We start from the raw sequence: 17,680 nt of genomic DNA, 5'->3' as shown, positions 1-17,680 counted from the left end.
CAGCCGCTCTCAAGCTTTCGATTTTGACTAAAATTTTGCCCGATCGAGTTTTAGCTGATTTGTTAACGATGACAAATTAGGCTTTGTTACATCACTTGCAAAGTGAGAAAAATAACCAAGCAGTTTCAATACAAACGCACAATTATGGTAGATATTAAGTTCGCATACTGGATTCCCAACGTTAGCGGGGGGTTAGTTGTGAGTAAAATTCCCCAACGCACAGATTGGACTTATGAATACAATACTCAACTAGCTCAGACGGCTGAAGAAGTTGGATTTGAATATGCTCTAGCACAAGCCAGATTTATCGCTAGCTATGGCGCTGAGTACCAATTAGAGGCATTAACAACTGTGTCGGCTCTAGCTCCTGTCACCAAGAAATTGAAATTGATTGCAGCAGTTCACCCTGGATTGTGGCATCCGGGAGTAGTTGCCAAAATGGGTGCAAGTATTGATTTTCTCTCTAACGGCCGATTTGCTCTGAATGTAGTTAGTGGGTGGTTCAAAGATGAATTCACTATATATGGTGAACATTGGTTAGACCATGACGAACGCTATCGTCGTTCAGAAGAATTTATCCGCGTTCTCAAGGGTTTGTGGACTGAGGATGAGTTTCACTTTAAAGGCGACTTTTACCGCATTAACGGCGGTTGGGTGAAGCCTAGACCAATTAATCAGAATCCTCACCCAGAGATATTCCAAGGTGGTAACTCCAAAGCAGCCAGACGGATGGCTGGCCGCGTCTCTGATTGGTATTTCATGAATGGCAATACCATAGAAGGCGTGAAAGAGCAGATTGCAGAGGTGTCTGAATTAGCGAGTCTTGAAGGACGCACAATTAAGTTTGGTTTGAATTCCTTTATCATCGTGCGAGATACGGAAGCAGAAGCGCATGAAGTATTGCGCGATATTATTGCCCAAGCTGATGTGGAAGCGGTGAAAGGATTTGGCGAAGCGGTGAAACAGGCGGGAGCTTCAACTCGTGAACGTCAGGGAATGTGGGCAAATTCCAATTTTGAAGACTTGGTGCAGTATAACGATGGTTTCCGATCGGGCTTAATTGGCACGGCTGAACAAGTAGCTGAAAAGATTCGCCAGTTCCATGAAGCGGGAGTCGATCTAATTCTTGGTGGCTTCTTACACTACACAGACGATCTTCCAGCATTTGGTAAGACAGTAATACCAATTGTGCGCGAACTTAAATCTAATCCTCGGACAGCTGATGAGTTGGTTGGAGTGTAGATTAACAGCAACATACTTTGTCGGAGCGGGTTTTGTGGATTGAAGCTGTTGTAGATAACAGCTATATCTGAACGGCACTAAGAAAAATCCAAAGGCTGTCTCATAGTAGTGGCGATTATGAGTCACTCAATCACAATCAAGGAGTTTTACTATGACATCAGTAATTAATGCTGACCAGAAGGCGCATATTATTCAAGATGACAAAGAAGCGATCGCGATCGCTCACGAATTAGCAGCTGAGTTTGCCAAGGGAGACTCAGAACGCGACCAAAATCGGCGTTTACCTGCTGAGGAAGTAGAAAAGTTCTCCCAGAGCGGATTGTGGGGAATTACAGTCCCGAAAGAGTATGGCGGTGCTTTTGTATCGAATGCCACCCTTGCAGAAGTAGTTAAAATCATCTCCGAAGCTGACTCTAGCCTCGGTCAAATTCCCCAAAACCACCTCTACATGGTGGAAGCAGTCCGGTTAGATGGTACAGATGAGCAAAAGAAGTTCTTCTTTGATTTGGTTCTCCAAGGTAAACGCTTCGGTAACGCCTTCTCGGAAATTGGCACTAAGTCTGTGACTGATGTCCAAACAAAATTAACACCAGATAACTCTGACTTCGTACTCAACGGACGTAAATACTACTCTGCTGGGGCACTATTAGCACATTGGGTTCCCGTGATTGCCAGTAATCCAGATGGTAAGACAGTGGTGGCATTTGTCGAAAGAGATGCCGAAGGATTAACCCTACTCGATGATTGGACAAGCTTCGGACAGCGTACCACTGCTAGCGGCACTACCATTATTGAAAATGTGAAAGTTAAGGCAGAACACGTGATTCCGCACTACTTGGCTTTTGAAAGGGCAACACCAATGGGTGCGATCGCCCAAATCATCCAAGCCGCCGTAGACGTGGGAATTGCTAAAGCCGCAGTCCGTGACACTATCTACTTTGTCCGCAACCATACTCGCCCTTGGGTTGACAGCAATTTAGAAAAAGGCTACGAAGACCCCCTGACGCTCTATAACTTAGGCAATGTCCAAATTCAAGTTCACGCTGCTGAAGCATTGCTGCGACGTGCAGGTGAGTTTATCGACATCGCCAATGAGTCAGGCTTAGAAGAACCCAAGGTAGTTGAAGCATCAATTGCAGTTGCCGAAGCCAAAGCCTTAGCCACCGAAGCATCACTACTAGCTACTAACAAATTGTTTGAACTAGCAGGTACTAAGTCCACATTAGAAGAATTTAACTACAATCGCCACTGGCGAAATGCTCGCGCTCACACACTCCACGATCCCGTGCGTTGGAAATACTACGCTGTTGGCAACTACTTCCTCAATGGCGTCTATCCCCCGCGCCATCCTTGGTTGTAATTGCAGCATTTTCTACTGGGGTGAAGCTTTCAGAATTAACATTTACCAGAATGCTTTACCCCTGATAAGAGACTTCCAAATAAAAAAATATCCCATCGCTTTGACGGCAGGGAGCAGGGAGCAGGGGGAGAAAAAATCATTTTGACTCAGTGAAATTGGATAATTTATTTCTTGGAGTCCCTAAATTTATTGATTTGTCATCCCGTTCAATCAAACTCCGCCAAATATTAGCGGGTTCTTCATAATTTTTCACTTATTCGGCAGATGTTGCTTTTTGTTCCAACTCCTCTACCGTTTGTGCCACACTGATTTCAGGAATTAAAGCCAAACCTAAACTCAACAATAACGGGAATATTTTCAGGTTTACCATAGACTTTCAGCTTAAAATAACTAAGTCAATCTTCAAACCAAGCTTAATCTCAGTATTTAAGTTTGTAACCCGTAAAACTTCTCATACTGGGTAAATCAGGCAAAAATATGGCTACGAAAATTCCTGTCACAGTAATCACAGGCTTCTTGGGTAGTGGAAAAACCAGCCTAATTCGCCACCTGCTACAAAACAACGAAGGACGGCGTATTGCCGTTTTAGTCAATGAATTTGGCGAACTCGGTATTGATGGCGAATTGTTAAAATCTTGTCAAATTTGCCCCGAAGATGGTGACGGTGACACTAATATCTTTGAATTAACCAACGGCTGCTTATGCTGCACCGTGCAGGAAGAGTTTTACCCGACGATGCAAGAGTTAATCAAGCGGCGAGATAGCATTGACTGCATTTTGATTGAAACCTCTGGTTTAGCTTTACCAAAACCGCTGGTGAAGGCTTTTCGTTGGCAAGAAATTCGCAACGCCGCCACTGTGGATGCAGTGATTACCGTGGTAGATTGTGCGGCGGTTGCAGCCGGGACATTTGCTAGCGATCCAGATGCGATCGCAGCCCAGCGACAAGCAGATGATAATCTAGAACACGAAACACCCTTGCAAGAATTGTTTGAAGACCAACTTGCTTGTGCAGACTTGGTGGTGTTAAATAAAATTGACTTGGTAGATGCCGAGACAAAAGCCAAAGTTGAGGAATTGATTAAGCAAGAGTTGCCCAGAGTGGTGAAAATTGTCGAGAGCGATCGTTCTCAACTCGATGCATCTATATTATTAGGATTCCAAGCCGCAGTCGAAGACAATTTAGATTCTCGTCCTAGTCATCATGATGCTGAAGAAGACCACAATCACGATGAAGAAATTACTTCAGCTAATTTAATTTTGGATCGTACCTTTGACCCCGAAAAGTTGCAACAGCAGTTGCAAACATTGGTACAACAACAAGAAATTTATCGGATTAAAGGCTTTGTTGCAGTGCCTAATAAATCCATGCGCTTAGTAATGCAAGGTGTGGGAACCCGATTTGATAAATTTTACGATCGCCCCTGGAAACCAGAAGAAGCTAGACAGACGCGCTTAGTTTTCATCGGACGTGATTTGAATTCTTCAGAAATCGAATCACAACTTGTAGCTTTATAATTACACCCAGATCCCCGACTTCTTAAAGAAGTCGGGGATCTTTCTCCTGAGAGTTACTATTTATGAATAATTAGTTAATTCAAAACAAAAATTCTTCACTTTGCAAAAACATGACAATATCTCAACTATTTAACGTTGCTAATGTTTTCGTCTTGCCATTTTGGGCGTTGATGATTTTATTGCCGAACTGGAAAGTCACACGATGGGTAATGTCATCATATCTCCCCTTTGTGCTGTTAGCAGGAACATATTTATATTTGTTTATTAACAGCATTACTCCAGAAAATGCTCAAGCTTTATCGAATCCACAATTAGCTGATATTGCACGGTTTTTTGCAGATGAAACAGCTGCGGCAACAGGTTGGATTCATTTTTTAGTGATGGATTTATTCGTCGGTCGCTGGATTTATTGGGAAGGACAGAAAACAGGTGTTTGGACAATTCACTCTCTGGCTTTATCTTTGTTCGCTGGGCCGTTGGGATTACTATCTCACATTTTAACTGACTGGATTACTAAGAGATTTTTCCCAAAGTTTCAGCAGAATGAAAAGGCGACATTAGCAGAAAAAGAAGTACCATCAACTGGCACATAGCAATAAGGGCACACATCTGTGCGCCCCTACTAATAATAATTGCTAATAGTTTACTTCTATTACCAATTATCTCATTTTAAAATCATTAACCGTTGTCGTGTCTATAGTTCGCATCTAACCAACAGCGTGGTAGAACTTCACCAGAAGGAAAAACAAGATTTTCTTTTTTGAAGGTATCAGGTGGCTGTTCTTCTTCACCTTCTTGTTCTCTTGCGTGCACGACATCATTATTCGGGTCAAGTAGTTCTTGAATTTCCAGAATTTTTACCAATTCGCCAGAATCTTTGATTTGTAAAAGCATAGAAATTGCCTCAATAAGTTTCCATGAAAGTTAAGAGCAAGTTTAAGATAAACTCATTCTCGTCTCAACCAATTTAGAAGGTCGAGATTCCTTAATTGTTAAAGGAAATTTTTACCAGATATGCATAAATAAATTACGCAAAATTTATCTATGTGTCTCTGTGGTTTTATCTTTATAAAATTGGCGCAACAAATTAATCCTCAATTCAGCATTTCAAATCAAATTAGGGAATACTGACCGAGAAAATTATCTAATTCAAATAATCTTAGTTGTAGATATTAGATTTCGCGTTGATATTTTTCTAAAATATCAACTAATGTTACTTGGCATTGCAGTGGCAGTAAATCACTTAAAGGAAGTTCGCTTCTTCCGCCGCCAATTTTTACTGTAATTGATTTCAAGACTTTTAAAACTTGATCTTCACTTACATTGTTGGAAGTAATTAAGGGATACAACTGTTCCGCAACAAGGGTGTGCAGTTTGGCATTAGATAAATAAAGATGCCATTTGGCAATGTCTATGTAGACATTTTCACCAATTTCAGCTGCTAGGGCTTCCAGTAGTTCTGTGGTGTTAGTCTTTGCCATAAAAATAACCCTACGTTAAGAAAAAGTGCGAAATCTCAAGCTTTTTACATTATCGCTCAATTAATAGGCTGATTCTACTACCACAGGTTACAATCGCCCCAGCATCAGTAATCCGTCTTCAGGTGGATTTAGGTGGAGTTTCGCTGTAATTAGCGATCGCACTAATATAAATCAGATGCACTAATACTATTCCTGTCCAACTGGCAGTAAACAACGGCAGCCAGTCCCAGGTAGTGTTTTTCAAAATATGAAAAAACCATAAGCCAGAATTGATCGTAGCTGCGATCGCTACATGCATGGCAAAATTCATCCGGTCATCAATCTTGCGGTAATCAGGGTCTTTGCGATCGGGTTTGCGAGGCCAACGAGGAGGCATAAATATTTGTTACAGATTTAAATACACCCTACTCATTCTAAGGTTTTTAGTGCAGTCGTTGCTATTAGACTTCTAAAAGCAGTCATAATTGAATTGCAAGTCAAGCACAGCTAGCTGGGTTAAATCCGATGACTATCTTTGGGCAAATAGACTCCGATCTGCTTTATCCCGATAGCGACGGCAAACCAATGGCAGACAATACAGAACAGTATCGTTGGATTGTCTTAATTAAAGAGAATTTGGAGATTCTGTTTGCTAATAATGACAATATTTTAATGCCCAACAGCTTATTACTCTGTCGGCGAATAATCTCCTGATTTTCCGCCACTCTTACTGATTAAACGAATTGATTCAATTTGAATCGACTTTTCTAAAGCTTTGGCCATATCGTATAAAGTCAAAGCAGCGACAGAAACGGCAGTTAAGGCTTCCATTTCTACACCGGTTTCAGCTTTGGTTTTGACTGTGGCTTGAATTTGATAACCCGGTAGTTGGGAATCGGGTATGATTTCGACTGCGATTTTTTGCAAAGGCAACGGATGACACAGAGGAATTAAAGTGGCTGTTTGCTTGGCTGCCATGATCCCAGCCAATCTTGCAGTTGCCAACACATCCCCTTTTGGCACATTTCCGGCTTGAATGGCAGCGAAGGTGGCTGGCAGCATTCGCACATTGGCAGCGGCTACTGCTTGGCGAATGGTGGGTGCTTTATCAGACACATCAACCATCTGTGCCTGTCCTTGGGGATCTAGATGGGATAAGGAAGCAAAGTTAGCTGGAAAATTATCTTGCGCCATTTGGTTAAAACGTGTTAATATAGATTGTCGGTGAGGGCGTGTAGCTCAGTGGACTAGAGCACGTGGCTACGGACCACGGTGTCGGGGGTTCGAATCCCTCCTCGCCCGTTTTAAAAAGTTAAGAGTTGAAAGTTAGGAGTGATGAGTTAAATTTCATCACTTCTAACTTTTAGGTTTTTCAAGGCGTAGGCATCTGGAGCTAGACCTAGTGCAAAGCGCAGTGAGTTGGATAAGTTTTTGCTCGAACGGGTAAGGAAAAGGATGAGTGCTAGAGAAGTCATCGCAGCACCGCAGCCAAACATATCGCGGTAGCCTACAAGTTCTGCGATGATACCTAAAAGAGGAGCAGCGATCGCAATTCCCAAATCAAGTCCAGCTATACATATAGCAAAAATTTTCCCCCGTTCTTGCGGCAGTGAACGGTCTGCCATCATCGTAATCATCATCGAGATCAGTGTACCACCACCAGCGCCTTCAGCGATCGCAGCTAGTAAGAATACGATCGCGCTGTTAGCTTGCCACAGCAGTATTAACGCCAAAACGTAGCAAAAAATCCCAAAGGTAATAAACAAACCCCGCCCGAAGCGATCGCTTGCTTTACCAGCAAATATCCTGATACTAAAACTAGAAATTGCCGCAGCTGTAAAAAACAGTCCGCCATTGAAATCCACTGAAGTGGATTTGAGGAACAACGACACAAAGGTATGTACAGCACCGACCGACAAACCAACCAGCAACATAACTATAGTTGGAATTCTCACCCGTGGGCTGGCCAAAATTTGCCAAAATTTGCGTAGGCGTAGCCCGTCGTAGACATCTTCTCCCTCTGTCTGCTCCTGCGTTTGCACTGGCGGATTCGTCACTTGTAAAATCTCCAAGAGGGCGACAAAACCCAATTCGGCGGATAACAGAAATAATATTCCGTAACCACTTGTAGCTTCTAAATACCCACCCAAGGCAGGGCCAATTGCTAAACCAAGGGGAGTTGCTAGGGTCATATACCCAATGATTTCACCACGAGTCTCGGCGGGCGCTAAATCTGCAACTAAGGCACTGTAGCCAGTGGTAAAAGCAGCAATACTAATGCCGTGAAAAATCCGCACCAGGATCAACAGCCCAATAGATCGGGTTGACAAGTAACCAAAGGGTGCGATCGCCGCTACGATCGTACCAATCAACAAGACAATTTTGCGACCGCGTTCATCGGCTAATCGTCCTAGCATCGGGCGAGATAGCAATAACCCAATGGCAAAACTGCCCATGACAATCCCAATTTCTTGCTTGCTTGCGCCCACATCATCGATGTAAAGCGGTAGAGTTGGTAAGAGCGAAGACAGGCTCGACCAGAATAATAAACCTGCCGTAAATAAAATCAGCAGGTTGCGCCGCAGTTCGGCATTAAATGTATTAAATACTTTCAAGGTAGATGCAATTTGACTAGTTTTTTGTCATTTGTCATTTGTCATTTGTCATTTGTCGTTTGTCATTTGTCATTTGTCATTTGTCATTTGTCTAGAGTCAACCAATATTTACTGTTAATTATTTGCTAATGACCAATGACTAATACTTCTCTGCGAGACGCTACGCGAACGACTTCGCTCAGTACAAGTGCCCAATGCCCAATGCCCAATGACCAATGCCCAATGACCAATGACCAATGACCACTATTGTTACCTTACTTAACATTTTTTGCTACCACCTCTCGCACGCGATAGATAGGCCGTCCTTGGGATTCGTGGTATGTACGCATGAGTAATTCTGCTAAAAGTCCGAAGCAAAACAACTGCACTCCTGTTAGTAACAACAGAACTGCTAAAATCAACAAAGGGCGATTGCCAATCATCTCACCTAAAGCTAATTTGACGAAAGTCAAGTAAATTCCGATCGCAGTGCCCGAAAACATTGAAATCAAGCCCAACAGCCCAAAAACGTGCATCGGACGGGTGAGGAATTTTTTCATAAACAGAATGGTTAACAAATCCATCAATACCCGGAATGTCCGCCAAATTCCATATTTACTACGACCAAAGCGGCGGGCGTGATGACGTACAGGTATTTCGGTAATTCTAGCTCCTTCGATGTACGCCAAAGCGGGTAAAAATCGGTGTAATTCTCCGTAGAGGTTCATATCTGCCAACAGTTCTGCACGATAGGCTTTCAGCGAACAACCATAGTCATGAATATTCACGCTAGTGGTGCGACGAATTAGCCAATTGGCAATTTTGGAAGGAAGTAACCGATTTACAGCCCCATCTTGGCGTTTTTGTCGCCAACCACTCACCAAATCGTAACCCTCATCCAGCTTTGCCAATAACATCGGGATATCAGCGGGATCGTTCTGGAGATCGGCATCTAAAGTAACGATCGCTTTACCAACTGCATAATAAAATCCAGCAGCCATCGCCGCAGTTTGTCCGTAATTGCGACGCAAAATCACCGCTTTTAAATCAGTGCGGATTTGCGCCTGTTCTTTGAGAAAATCCCCAGAACCATCTGTAGAACCATCATCTACACAAATGATTTCATAATTTACCTGACTAGAAGATAAAGTAGAGGCGATCGCTTCTAGTAAAAGCGGCAAACTCTCCACCTCGTCATGTATTGGTACTACCACCGAAACATCTGGGACAATTGCTGAAATCGCCCCATTTTCCCCCATTACCCCTTGCTCGATCAACCCACTCCTCATAAGCCTCAGCGCCCTCAGCGTCTCTGTGGTTCGTAACTCTTAAAAACTCTACCAGCACCTCGCAGCTGCTGATAGTACGACTGACTAACCGCATCTCCCTGTTCCGAGAGAATATCAATTCCGATCCCATTCCGTCCCTGTTCTTTCCCAGAACTATGGATATAATAACCATCCGCCAAATAAAGCCCGACATGGGTGGCTTTTTGACTAGTTCCAAAAAATACCAGATCCCCGGCTGCTAATTCTGCAATCCTAACTGGTTGAGTGAATCCTTCCTGTTGATAGGCATCTCTAGGTAGCCAAATACCCACCGAAGCAAACGCCGTTTGCATCAACCCAGAACAGTCATAATTTGGCCCAACCGTACCACCCCAAAGGTAATAATTTGATTGTTGCATCGCTTTTTGGGTAAAGGCGATAATCTCTGCTAGGAGTTTTTTAATCTCCGATTCAGAAAATGTTGCAGCCTGATAAGGTACAGTAGCAGATTGTAATGAATCAAAATCTGAAACAGATACCCATCCCGGATAGTCATCTTCACATAAATACACCTCAACCGCCGAATTTTGATGATTTGATGTTAGCCACAAATGTCTCCCCGATGCAGCTTGAGTTGCTAAACGCGTACATTCAGGAGAATCATATAAATTCAGATCAGCTAAACACTGATACTCCCCTGATTTTGGATTTTGGATTTCGGATTTTAGATTAAAGGACATTATCAGAGAATGATTTTTTTTAATAAAGACGAACAACTAGAGAATCTTGGTAATGGCATTTTAGATGCAACTTGGGCAGCATTTCCAACCTTAGCGCGTAACCAAATTGCCTTGACTTGGGTTGTTTACGATCCACCAGTGCGAGTAAATACTGGTGGGGCGCTGACTCCTAACGCTTTTTGGGATCACCCAGTTCGTGGTTTCACTTATCGCGGTGTTGAGCGGATTTATCCTGCCAGTGTAGTCAAGCTATTTTATCTGGTAGCGGTAAATGAATGGCTAGAAAAAGGCATGAGTCAAACCTCCAAGGAGTTGGAGCGAGCTTTACAGGATATGATTGTCGATTCTAGTAACGATGCTACCAGCTTGGTTGTGGATATTTTGAGTGGTACCACATCAGGGCCAGAATTACCAATCGGCCCCTTTGAAACCTGGAAATATCAGCGTAATATTGTTAACCGCTATTACCAATCTTTGGCTTGGGAAGAAATGGAGACAATAAACGTCTGTCAAAAAACTTGGGGTGACGGCCCTTATGGGCGGGAACGGGCGTTTGTGGGAGAGTTACTGGACAATCGTAATATGTTGACCACAAATGCGATCGCTAGGTTACTGCATAGTATTGTAGGTGGAGTGGCGGTTTCAAGTGCGCGATCGCAATCAATGATGGGTTTACTGAAACGTCCTCTCAAAGATTTGTCCTCTGACGGCGAGGAAAATCAGGTGACAGGTTTCTTAGGCGGTGGATTGCCTGAAAATGCTCAAATTTGGTCAAAGGCAGGTTGGACAAGTCAAGTTCGCCATGATGCAGCGTATATTGAATTACCAGAACACCGCCCTTATCTTTTAGTGGTATTTACTGAAGGCAAAGCCCAAGCTAAGAGTCGGGATATTTTGCCTTTTGTTTCAGGGCGAGTTGCCGAAGCGATCGCTAGTCTATGAGCCAAAATTTTTAAACAAACAAACCCTCCTATAGGAGGGTTGTGCTTCAACGTTGTCTGCCTCAACCTGCTAGGCGAAGCTCGATGTCGTGACTGGCTAATGGGAGCGACCCTGAAGACACCGTAATACGCCATATACCAATGCAGTTTACTTTTAAAGGCAGAAATAACGGAACACACCATCGACGTACTAGAGCAGTCGTCTGTGATATCGATAAATCAGAATAGGAGATCAAAGCAGTATGACCTTCGGCATCTTGAACAGAATAGTCAATCCGAAGCATTGTGTTTATTGGGATAGTACCGGTTTCGACAATGCAGATCAGATTTAGTTGCAAATTGTATGGCAGCGACGGAACCTCATAGTATGCCCACCCACCGCCAAGTACAGAAAATAGACCTTGTACTTGAATCGCATTGGCAAGAAAAATGCTGGATATCTGGAGTCCATTTTCAAGATCATCCACGTCTGCTGGGCGGCCCCTATAGTTAGCTATGCCACCACCTCCACCACCACCACCGGGAGTTTGCCCTTCTCCACCGTGAACGTCGATTGGTTCGTGAAATCCCGCTGGAGTAACACCGACTATGTTAATTATTCCACCCTCGCCACCAGCGCCACCAAGATAACCACCTTCTCCACCTGCTTTCAGTTGTGCGCCGTGAAAGTCCATATAAACACTTGTCCGCAAGTGACTTTCCATCGTTTTTTGAAGTTCGGCGACCAGGGAATCAGACAATGCAGACACTTCGATTTCTGCTTTCCTTGCGTTTTCTTCGTGATCTGCCTTTATGCGTGTCAAGTATTCGACGGTGTATTTATGAAGGTTCTCCTTAGCGTCAATCACTTTGTGGTGGTTTTTACAAAGAAGAATTAGATTCTCAAAAGAATGTCTTTCTTCTGAGGTTTGTTGTGCGTTGTATCGAAGACCACCAGGATTCTGGGCACATATATGACACACATCGCCCAGTATTGTACTGAAATCTATGATGGCATTAGTGCAGCTTGGAAATGCACATCGGTTCATCGATAGTGCAAATAGTCTCCGAATCGTCGAATCTCTCGGTGTCTTTATTTCTGTCACCTTGCTCCCCGGCTTTGTTTTCCGCCTGTCCACGAATGATTAGCCTGTTGCTTTATATTGCAAAAAATTGCAAAGCAGATACCGAGAAAGTACCTAAAAAGTTTTTCTTGTTTGACTCTGACGGCTTAATTCATCTTATTCAACAACAAGTTTATTTAAATTGTCCTTACACTTTCATATTTTCGTCAGTAACTCATTGGGGATTCAACTTAAATTCGTCAAACTTCAATACTTCCGAATCAGGCTTGCGAGTATCAAAACGATAACTACTTATCGTACCTGCCCCCGTATCAAAAATACTGAAAACCGTAATCTCATTACTCGCAATATAAGGCATCGGCTTGTTATCTTCACCCAACAAGGGGGCAATTGTTGGCACTATCGGTTCTAACCCATTGGGATCGCCAAGCTTAACATAATCCTCTTGATATCCAATTGGCACTTCTCGCTTTCTGTCACCCCAAGCAGCGCCGTAACTATTACCCACATTAGATGTTTCCAAAAAGTGCATTCCATTGGGACTAACAAAGCGGTTCCATAAATGGGAATGTCCATAGAATACTAATTGCACATTAGCCGCATCTAATAAAGGAATAACATCACGAATAATATAATCTGCGTCTTTGGGATACTCGTAACGCACTGCTTTGATATTGCCACTATCCCGTTCAATTATTTGAACTGGTTCTGTATAAGCAGGAACTATATTATCACCCAAAGTATGAGGCGGATGATGGAACATCACAACTTTGTATTTTGCTTGTTGAAACTCAGGGCTGTTAAGTTCCGACTCTAGCCAATTATATTGCTTGCTGCCTTTAGCAATTGGCTCATAAATCACCTGTCCATAACCCCAATTTTCAGGATTATTTAAATCCTTTTCAGCTTCTCGATATCTACCCTTAAACTTTCCATCTAATTTGGGAGTCCGCCACATATTCGTAATGTAAAGTACTACCAAACGCGTATCACCAAAACTAACTGCATAATACCTTTTTCCACCCTCTTTACTTTTTGGTAAAGAGAAAATCTCTTCATAGGTATTAGTATTAAAAGAATTATCGATTAAAGATTTATCTGGGTAGATTCTTTGAGCAACGGCACGGGGAATTGTATCATCAAATTCATCATTTAAACTCCCTGCCCTAGCAAACCGCCCCATCACCTCATGATTGCCAATGCAAGTAAACATGGGTGCGTGTTGAATTATTTGTCCGCCAGTGTAGATTGTTTTAACACCATCATGCGTCATTTCATATTTAGCATGACCTTGCAAACCGGGAAACAACGCACCACCACCATTATCATCAAACCATTCTGAGGCGCGATCGCTAACATTGACCAAATCACCAGCAAACCACACGCCATCAACTCGCCCCACTGTTTCTACCACCTTTTGCAGATTTGCCGCTGTCATCGGTTTTAATTGATGATCTGAGGTCAGTAGAATTTTTAGTGGTGTATCTGATTTGGGAGTAGCTGCAAGGCTGAAAATATCACTGTCTACACTTTTGCCGTCTTCTTGCACACTTGTGACACGATAGTTAACCCGCACACCAGGAGTTAACCCAGTTACCTCAGCCTCATGTCGCCAAATGTCCCTTTGGACGGGTTTTTGATAAACTTGTCCGTCTTGGGTTTGGTTTGCAACTCTTGATTGTTGGTCTTCACGCGTGCGACTGAGTTTGGTAGTACTTGCCTTAGCAGTTTGTTTGAGATTTTCGCCGTAGGTTACTGTGTGATTAACACCAGCAAATTCAGTAAACCAAACTACTTGCACTGAAGTTGCAGTTGGCAATTGCAAAAATGGGTCGGTGAGCAGTTGGGGTGCTGATGTCATAATTGTTTGCCCAAATGAACGCACACCTACCAGAGTAAAGCATATAACAAGCACAAGCATTGCTACTGAGGAAATTTTTCGGCGGCTTTTGCGTCTGAGCATGAGTAACACACCAAATTTTAGGGTAATCACCGACTGAACGCATTTTATTATAAGAAATATGTGGAAAATCCCGAACAATTACTCCAGCAGCTACCGGATTTATTAAACCGTCAGCAGCAAGTAAACCAGACAGGGCAATTAGTTGCTAAATTCGTAATAATTCAGCACCCAGGAGTCATAAATCATGATTTCAAAGGAATACAGTTACGATCGGTAAATTGATGATCGAGTATTTTTCTGATTCTTTAACTATTCTGACTCCTGAATTCTGGCTCCTGAATTCTTACCTAAATTCAATATCAGTGTGAGTAATTAAAAGTGGAAATACAAACTTTTTCCCAACTACTAATTTTTGGCTCTTTTATCGGATTAGTTGGTTGGACTATTAGCAATCAAATTGGCAGAACTCAACTTCAATTTAAATGTCATGAAGATTGGTTGCTAGATGGTACAGGGCTAATAATTCAAGGAATTTTGATTCCCTTACTACAAGCTACTTTAGTTTATTGGCTTTATCAAAATTTATTACCAACTCAGCAAGGAGATTTAAAATTATCATTAATTCCAAGTTTTCTGATCGGTTTTGTTGTGATTGATTATTTATATTATTGGAATCATCGTTTATTACATACAAAATTTTTGTGGAACGTTCATCAAGTTCATCATACTGTTACTCAAATGGATGTATTAGGAACATCTCGCAACACACTTTGGACAAGTTTGTTAATTGTTTATTTATGGATACACACTTTATTTTTATATCTTTTAGCCGATCCTACAGGTTATGTACTTGGAGTAAGTCTAACTTCTGCCTTAGATTTATGGCGACATAGCCGCTTGATAATTCCTGAAAATAGCTGGTTTTATCAATTTTTATCTTCTTGGTTAATCTTGCCACAGGATCATGCTTGGCATCATTGCTGTGAAATCCATAATTATAATTATGGGGCTAATCTGAAAATTTGGGATAAGTTACATGGGACATATTATGAAAGCAAAAAAATGCCATCTACAATCGGAATTCCTAGCTCATTAAACTTGTTTCAAAAACTTTTATTCCCATTTTCATGACTGTTCTAAGTAAAATTCTGTTGTTTTTTCCCGGCTTTGTATTATTGCTAACAGGGGCAGCAATAGTCTATCTCGCCTATTCACCCAACATCTTCAGTATTTTGGGGGTGTTCCTGTCTATTTATGGGCTACCAGTGCTAGTTTACCGCTTGCACGAATGGGTTTATCCTGTGCCAGAAGGTATTAGTTATCTACAAAATAAAGAATATAATTCCTGGTGGGGTAGTCATCAAATCCAAGTAATTTTTATTGCAATTCCAGTGTTGGAAGCAGTGTTGCGGTTAATTCCAGGGGTGTTTTCCTGTTGGTTGCGATTGTGGGGTGCTAAAGTGGGGCGAGATGTATACTGGACACCAACTTTAGAAATTGCCGATCGCAGTTTATTAGAAATTGGTGATCGCGTCGTTATCGGGCATCGTGTCGGTATCTATTCTCATGTCATTAAACCCCGCAAGCAAAATTTAATGTTGTATGTCAAAAAAGTCAAGATTGGCAGCAATGTTTTTGTGGGAGCCGGATCTAATCTTGCTCCTGGTGTAGTCATTGCTGATGGCTCTTATGTACCAGCAGCCAGCAACCTTTATCCTAATCAAAAGGTGCAATAATGCGTCCGATTATTCAGCTTTTTGGGCAAATTCTCGCACCAACGGCGAGACGATTTCATCAAGCTTTAGATAAGCCAGAGTTAATGCAGACATCTGTACAAAAGGAAATTTGCGATCGCTTAATCAAAAGTGAGTATGGCAAAACTTTGGGGATTCATTCTGTAGACGATTGGCAGCGTGTACCAATAGTGGATTATGATACACTCGAACCTTACTTAAATCAAAAACATCAGCAAATTTACCTGACACCAGAACCCATTTTATTCTATGAAAAAACCTCTGGTAGTAGTGGAGCAGTAAAATGGATTCCTTATACTCAATCTTTGCGGCGATCGTTTAATCAAATGTTTTGTGTATGGGCACACGATTTGATTGTACATGGGCCGAAATTTTCCACAGGCAAACTTTATGCTTGTATCTCGCCGCAATTAAATGTAGCTGATAGCCAAACTTTACAAGATGATTTAGATTACTTAGATGGCTGGTTGCGTTGGTTTTTGCGTCTTTGGTTGGTGATGCCAAATAAACTTAATCGGCTAGATGATGCGAACTTGTTTAAACATCAACTGACTTTGGCATTATTAAAGGCTGAAAAACTAGAAATTATCTCTATTTGGAGTCCTAGTTTTCTACAAGTTCATTTAAAATATATTCAAGAGAATCAAGATTTATTACGAGGAGAATTACACAACCGGATTTCACATCATCGGTTGCAAAACCTGTGCGAAAGTAATATTCCCTGGATGCAACTCTGGCCAAATTTGAAGCTGATTTCTTGTTGGGATAGCGCCAATGCAGCAGATCAAGCGCAAGGATTAAGATTAAAATTTCCAGGCGTATTAGTTCAAGGAAAAGGACTGCTAGCAACCGAAGCACCAATGACGATTCCGTTGATTGTCGCTGGGGGATGTGTGCCGGTTCTCAATGAAGTATTTTTCGAGTTCGAGGATGAGACTGGTTCGCTATATGGTTTACATGAACTCAACATTGGCAAAGAATACACGGTTATTTTATCCCAAAAAGGGGGTTTATATCGTTATCGAATTGGCGATCGCATCCGGGTAACTCATTACTATCGCCACACTCCCTGTTTAGAGTTTCTCGGACGATATCAAGCCGTTAGCGATTTGGTGGGCGAAAAGTTGCAAGAAACTTTTGTAAATAATGCTCTAACTCTCTTGAACTTACAAGAAACTAATTTTAAAAGTTTGATGCCAATTACCGATCCTCCACACTATATTCTATTACTAGATTCGGCAACACAAACCCCAGAAATTATCGCTCAAAAACTGGATCTGGCTCTATCAGAATCATATCATTACCAGAGAGCGAGAGCCATCGGTCAACTCGCACCACCACAAGTTTTAATCTCTAGTCAAATTCCTGAAATATTAGTTTCCCATCGTATCCGCACTGGAAGTATTTGGGGAGGTATTAAACATCCAATTCTAGCAACATCACCCATTAGCACTGAACTTTTACAAGAATTGCAGCTGAAAATTATCCAAAAATAGCTCAATCCAGTTCGGTTAAAATTTTTTGATGAAAATTATGAATCGCCGTCAACACGAAAAACTGATTATTGTAGAGACGGCGATTCATCGCGTCTCTCACCTTCGGCGATTCACCGCGTTTCTCACCTTAATTTTTAATTTTTAATTCCGCCTTGCAGTACTAGCCTTTTAAAATTTGATTATAGCAACAGCCAAAAAGGTTATACCAATTTTTTATAAAGCTGCATAGAATTCGATCCCCCCTAGCCCACGCCAGTCGCTCATGGGGGAAACCCCCAAGACCGCGCTGGCTCCCCTTATAAAGGGGGGAACCAGAAAAACATATCAAAGTCCCCCAATT

At 42.1% G+C, this 17,680-nt stretch carries 19 protein-coding genes, 1 tRNA gene and 1 pseudogene; 11 read left to right on the top strand and 10 right to left on the bottom strand.

Annotated features, from left to right (window positions below; genetic code table 11):
* The first annotated feature begins 144 nt into the window (after positions 1 to 144).
* The 4 genes from sfnG (at position 145) to RMY32_RS27100 (ending at position 4,713) form a co-directional block, all read left to right on the top strand.
* Positions 145 to 1,242, top strand: a complete 1,098-nt coding sequence (gene sfnG, locus RMY32_RS27115) for a dimethylsulfone monooxygenase SfnG (protein WP_322710846.1) — start codon at positions 145 to 147, stop codon at positions 1,240 to 1,242.
* A gap of 151 nt (positions 1,243 to 1,393) precedes the next feature.
* Positions 1,394 to 2,602, top strand: a complete 1,209-nt coding sequence (locus tag RMY32_RS27110) for an SfnB family sulfur acquisition oxidoreductase (protein WP_322710845.1) — start codon at positions 1,394 to 1,396, stop codon at positions 2,600 to 2,602.
* A 477-nt stretch (positions 2,603 to 3,079) separates the two neighbouring features.
* Positions 3,080 to 4,120: a cobalamin biosynthesis protein CobW gene (gene cobW, locus RMY32_RS27105; protein ID WP_322710844.1), complete on the top strand. Its 1,041-nt coding sequence runs from the start codon at positions 3,080 to 3,082 to the stop codon at positions 4,118 to 4,120.
* A 110-nt stretch (positions 4,121 to 4,230) separates the two neighbouring features.
* Positions 4,231 to 4,713 carry an ABA4-like family protein gene (locus RMY32_RS27100; RefSeq protein WP_322710843.1) on the top strand — a complete coding sequence of 161 codons (483 nt, stop codon included), beginning with the start codon at positions 4,231 to 4,233 and terminating at the stop codon, positions 4,711 to 4,713.
* An 85-nt stretch (positions 4,714 to 4,798) separates the two neighbouring features.
* Here the strand turns inward: RMY32_RS27100 and RMY32_RS27095 are convergent, their stop codons facing one another.
* The 3 genes from RMY32_RS27095 to RMY32_RS27085 all read right to left on the bottom strand — a co-directional run bounded on the left by RMY32_RS27095 (position 4,799) and on the right by RMY32_RS27085 (position 5,977).
* Complete coding sequence (locus tag RMY32_RS27095; protein ID WP_292748495.1) at positions 4,799 to 5,014, bottom strand: acetyltransferase; 216 nt, start codon at positions 5,012 to 5,014, stop codon at positions 4,799 to 4,801.
* Positions 5,015 to 5,292: 278 nt separating this feature from the next.
* The gene (locus RMY32_RS27090; RefSeq protein ID WP_289799595.1) at positions 5,293 to 5,601 is read right to left on the bottom strand and encodes a DUF3181 family protein; all 309 of its coding nucleotides are present in this window, start codon (positions 5,599 to 5,601) and stop codon (positions 5,293 to 5,295) included.
* Positions 5,602 to 5,719: 118 nt separating this feature from the next.
* Positions 5,720 to 5,977 carry a hypothetical protein gene (locus tag RMY32_RS27085; protein WP_322710842.1) on the bottom strand — a complete coding sequence of 86 codons (258 nt, stop codon included), beginning with the start codon at positions 5,975 to 5,977 and terminating at the stop codon, positions 5,720 to 5,722.
* A 128-nt stretch (positions 5,978 to 6,105) separates the two neighbouring features.
* Between RMY32_RS27085 and RMY32_RS27080 the strand changes: the two genes are divergently transcribed.
* The gene (locus tag RMY32_RS27080) at positions 6,106 to 6,294 is read left to right on the top strand and encodes a hypothetical protein (protein WP_409884091.1); all 189 of its coding nucleotides are present in this window, start codon (positions 6,106 to 6,108) and stop codon (positions 6,292 to 6,294) included.
* Here the strand turns inward: RMY32_RS27080 and moaC are convergent.
* Positions 6,268 to 6,774 (bottom strand): cyclic pyranopterin monophosphate synthase MoaC, encoded by a 507-nt coding sequence (gene moaC / locus RMY32_RS27075; protein ID WP_322710841.1) that lies wholly within the window; start codon positions 6,772 to 6,774, stop codon positions 6,268 to 6,270. The genes RMY32_RS27080 and moaC overlap by 27 nt on opposite strands.
* A 34-nt stretch (positions 6,775 to 6,808) precedes the next feature.
* On the opposite strand from moaC, the gene RMY32_RS27070 reads away from it, so the two are divergent.
* Positions 6,809 to 6,882 (top strand) — tRNA-Arg (locus RMY32_RS27070).
* 38 nt (positions 6,883 to 6,920) lie between these two features.
* On the opposite strand, the gene RMY32_RS27065 is transcribed toward RMY32_RS27070, so the two are convergent.
* The 3 genes from RMY32_RS27065 to RMY32_RS27055 form a co-directional block, all read right to left on the bottom strand.
* Entirely contained in the window at positions 6,921 to 8,195 is a 1,275-nt protein-coding gene (locus RMY32_RS27065; RefSeq protein WP_322710840.1) for an MFS transporter, read from the bottom strand.
* A gap of 254 nt (positions 8,196 to 8,449) precedes the next feature.
* Positions 8,450 to 9,463 (bottom strand): glycosyltransferase family 2 protein, encoded by a 1,014-nt coding sequence (locus tag RMY32_RS27060; protein WP_322710839.1) that lies wholly within the window; start codon positions 9,461 to 9,463, stop codon positions 8,450 to 8,452.
* Positions 9,464 to 9,477: 14 nt separating this feature from the next.
* The gene (locus tag RMY32_RS27055) at positions 9,478 to 10,182 is read right to left on the bottom strand and encodes a C40 family peptidase (RefSeq protein WP_322710838.1); all 705 of its coding nucleotides are present in this window, start codon (positions 10,180 to 10,182) and stop codon (positions 9,478 to 9,480) included.
* Between the two features lie 9 nt (positions 10,183 to 10,191).
* On the opposite strand from RMY32_RS27055, the gene RMY32_RS27050 reads away from it, so the two are divergent.
* A complete protein-coding gene (locus RMY32_RS27050) occupies positions 10,192 to 11,124 on the top strand; it encodes a serine hydrolase (RefSeq protein ID WP_322710837.1) in 933 nt (310 codons plus the stop codon).
* A gap of 61 nt (positions 11,125 to 11,185) precedes the next feature.
* On the opposite strand, the gene RMY32_RS27045 is transcribed toward RMY32_RS27050, so the two are convergent.
* The 3 genes and pseudogenes from RMY32_RS27045 to RMY32_RS27035 form a co-directional block, all read right to left on the bottom strand.
* Entirely contained in the window at positions 11,186 to 11,872 is a 687-nt protein-coding gene (locus RMY32_RS27045) for a hypothetical protein (protein ID WP_322710836.1), read from the bottom strand.
* 102 nt (positions 11,873 to 11,974) lie between these two features.
* Positions 11,975 to 12,151, bottom strand: a pseudogene (locus RMY32_RS27040) (HNH endonuclease); the annotation flags it as partial.
* A 250-nt stretch (positions 12,152 to 12,401) separates the two neighbouring features.
* Positions 12,402 to 14,048, bottom strand: coding sequence for a metallophosphoesterase family protein (locus RMY32_RS27035; protein ID WP_322710852.1), 1,647 nt, complete (start codon positions 14,046 to 14,048; stop codon positions 12,402 to 12,404).
* A gap of 162 nt (positions 14,049 to 14,210) precedes the next feature.
* On the opposite strand from RMY32_RS27035, the gene RMY32_RS27030 reads away from it, so the two are divergent.
* The 4 genes from RMY32_RS27030 to RMY32_RS27015 all read left to right on the top strand — a co-directional run bounded on the left by RMY32_RS27030 (position 14,211) and on the right by RMY32_RS27015 (position 17,340).
* Complete coding sequence (locus RMY32_RS27030) at positions 14,211 to 14,372, top strand: hypothetical protein (protein WP_322710835.1); 162 nt, start codon at positions 14,211 to 14,213, stop codon at positions 14,370 to 14,372.
* Between the two features lie 96 nt (positions 14,373 to 14,468).
* Positions 14,469 to 15,221, top strand: coding sequence for a sterol desaturase family protein (locus RMY32_RS27025; protein ID WP_322710834.1), 753 nt, complete (start codon positions 14,469 to 14,471; stop codon positions 15,219 to 15,221).
* The gene (locus tag RMY32_RS27020; protein WP_322710833.1) at positions 15,218 to 15,826 is read left to right on the top strand and encodes a DapH/DapD/GlmU-related protein; all 609 of its coding nucleotides are present in this window, start codon (positions 15,218 to 15,220) and stop codon (positions 15,824 to 15,826) included. The genes RMY32_RS27025 and RMY32_RS27020 overlap by 4 nt, the downstream gene beginning before the upstream one ends.
* A complete protein-coding gene (locus RMY32_RS27015; protein WP_322710832.1) occupies positions 15,826 to 17,340 on the top strand; it encodes a GH3 auxin-responsive promoter family protein in 1,515 nt (504 codons plus the stop codon). The genes RMY32_RS27020 and RMY32_RS27015 overlap by 1 nt, the downstream gene beginning before the upstream one ends.
* Positions 17,341 to 17,680: the final 340 nt, after the last annotated feature.

It is taken from the genome of Nostoc sp. ChiSLP03a, from assembly GCF_034531215.2.
Classification (GTDB): domain Bacteria; phylum Cyanobacteriota; class Cyanobacteriia; order Cyanobacteriales; family Nostocaceae; genus Nostoc.
The sequence above is the reverse complement of the archived record's forward strand: the minus strand, read 5'-3'. Positions and strand labels throughout refer to the sequence as shown.

What these genes read in the sequence shown, in the direction of transcription:
- moaC (WP_322710841.1), bottom strand. Translation starts at nt 6,774, where the DNA reads ATGGCGCAAGATAATTTTCCAGCTAACTTTGCTTCCTTATCCCATCTA.
- RMY32_RS27015 (WP_322710832.1), top strand. Translation starts at nt 15,826, where the DNA reads ATGCGTCCGATTATTCAGCTTTTTGGGCAAATTCTCGCACCAACGGCG.
- RMY32_RS27020 (WP_322710833.1), top strand. Translation starts at nt 15,218, where the DNA reads ATGACTGTTCTAAGTAAAATTCTGTTGTTTTTTCCCGGCTTTGTATTA.
- RMY32_RS27085 (WP_322710842.1), bottom strand. Translation starts at nt 5,977, where the DNA reads ATGCCTCCTCGTTGGCCTCGCAAACCCGATCGCAAAGACCCTGATTAC.
- RMY32_RS27035 (WP_322710852.1), bottom strand. Translation starts at nt 14,048, where the DNA reads ATGACATCAGCACCCCAACTGCTCACCGACCCATTTTTGCAATTGCCA.
- RMY32_RS27095 (WP_292748495.1), bottom strand. Translation starts at nt 5,014, where the DNA reads ATGCTTTTACAAATCAAAGATTCTGGCGAATTGGTAAAAATTCTGGAA.
- cobW (WP_322710844.1), top strand. Translation starts at nt 3,080, where the DNA reads ATGGCTACGAAAATTCCTGTCACAGTAATCACAGGCTTCTTGGGTAGT.
- sfnG (WP_322710846.1), top strand. Translation starts at nt 145, where the DNA reads ATGGTAGATATTAAGTTCGCATACTGGATTCCCAACGTTAGCGGGGGG.
- RMY32_RS27090 (WP_289799595.1), bottom strand. Translation starts at nt 5,601, where the DNA reads ATGGCAAAGACTAACACCACAGAACTACTGGAAGCCCTAGCAGCTGAA.
- RMY32_RS27110 (WP_322710845.1), top strand. Translation starts at nt 1,394, where the DNA reads ATGACATCAGTAATTAATGCTGACCAGAAGGCGCATATTATTCAAGAT.
- RMY32_RS27060 (WP_322710839.1), bottom strand. Translation starts at nt 9,463, where the DNA reads ATGAGGAGTGGGTTGATCGAGCAAGGGGTAATGGGGGAAAATGGGGCG.
- RMY32_RS27050 (WP_322710837.1), top strand. Translation starts at nt 10,192, where the DNA reads ATGATTTTTTTTAATAAAGACGAACAACTAGAGAATCTTGGTAATGGC.
- RMY32_RS27080 (WP_409884091.1), top strand. Translation starts at nt 6,106, where the DNA reads ATGACTATCTTTGGGCAAATAGACTCCGATCTGCTTTATCCCGATAGC.
- RMY32_RS27100 (WP_322710843.1), top strand. Translation starts at nt 4,231, where the DNA reads ATGACAATATCTCAACTATTTAACGTTGCTAATGTTTTCGTCTTGCCA.
- RMY32_RS27055 (WP_322710838.1), bottom strand. Translation starts at nt 10,182, where the DNA reads ATGTCCTTTAATCTAAAATCCGAAATCCAAAATCCAAAATCAGGGGAG.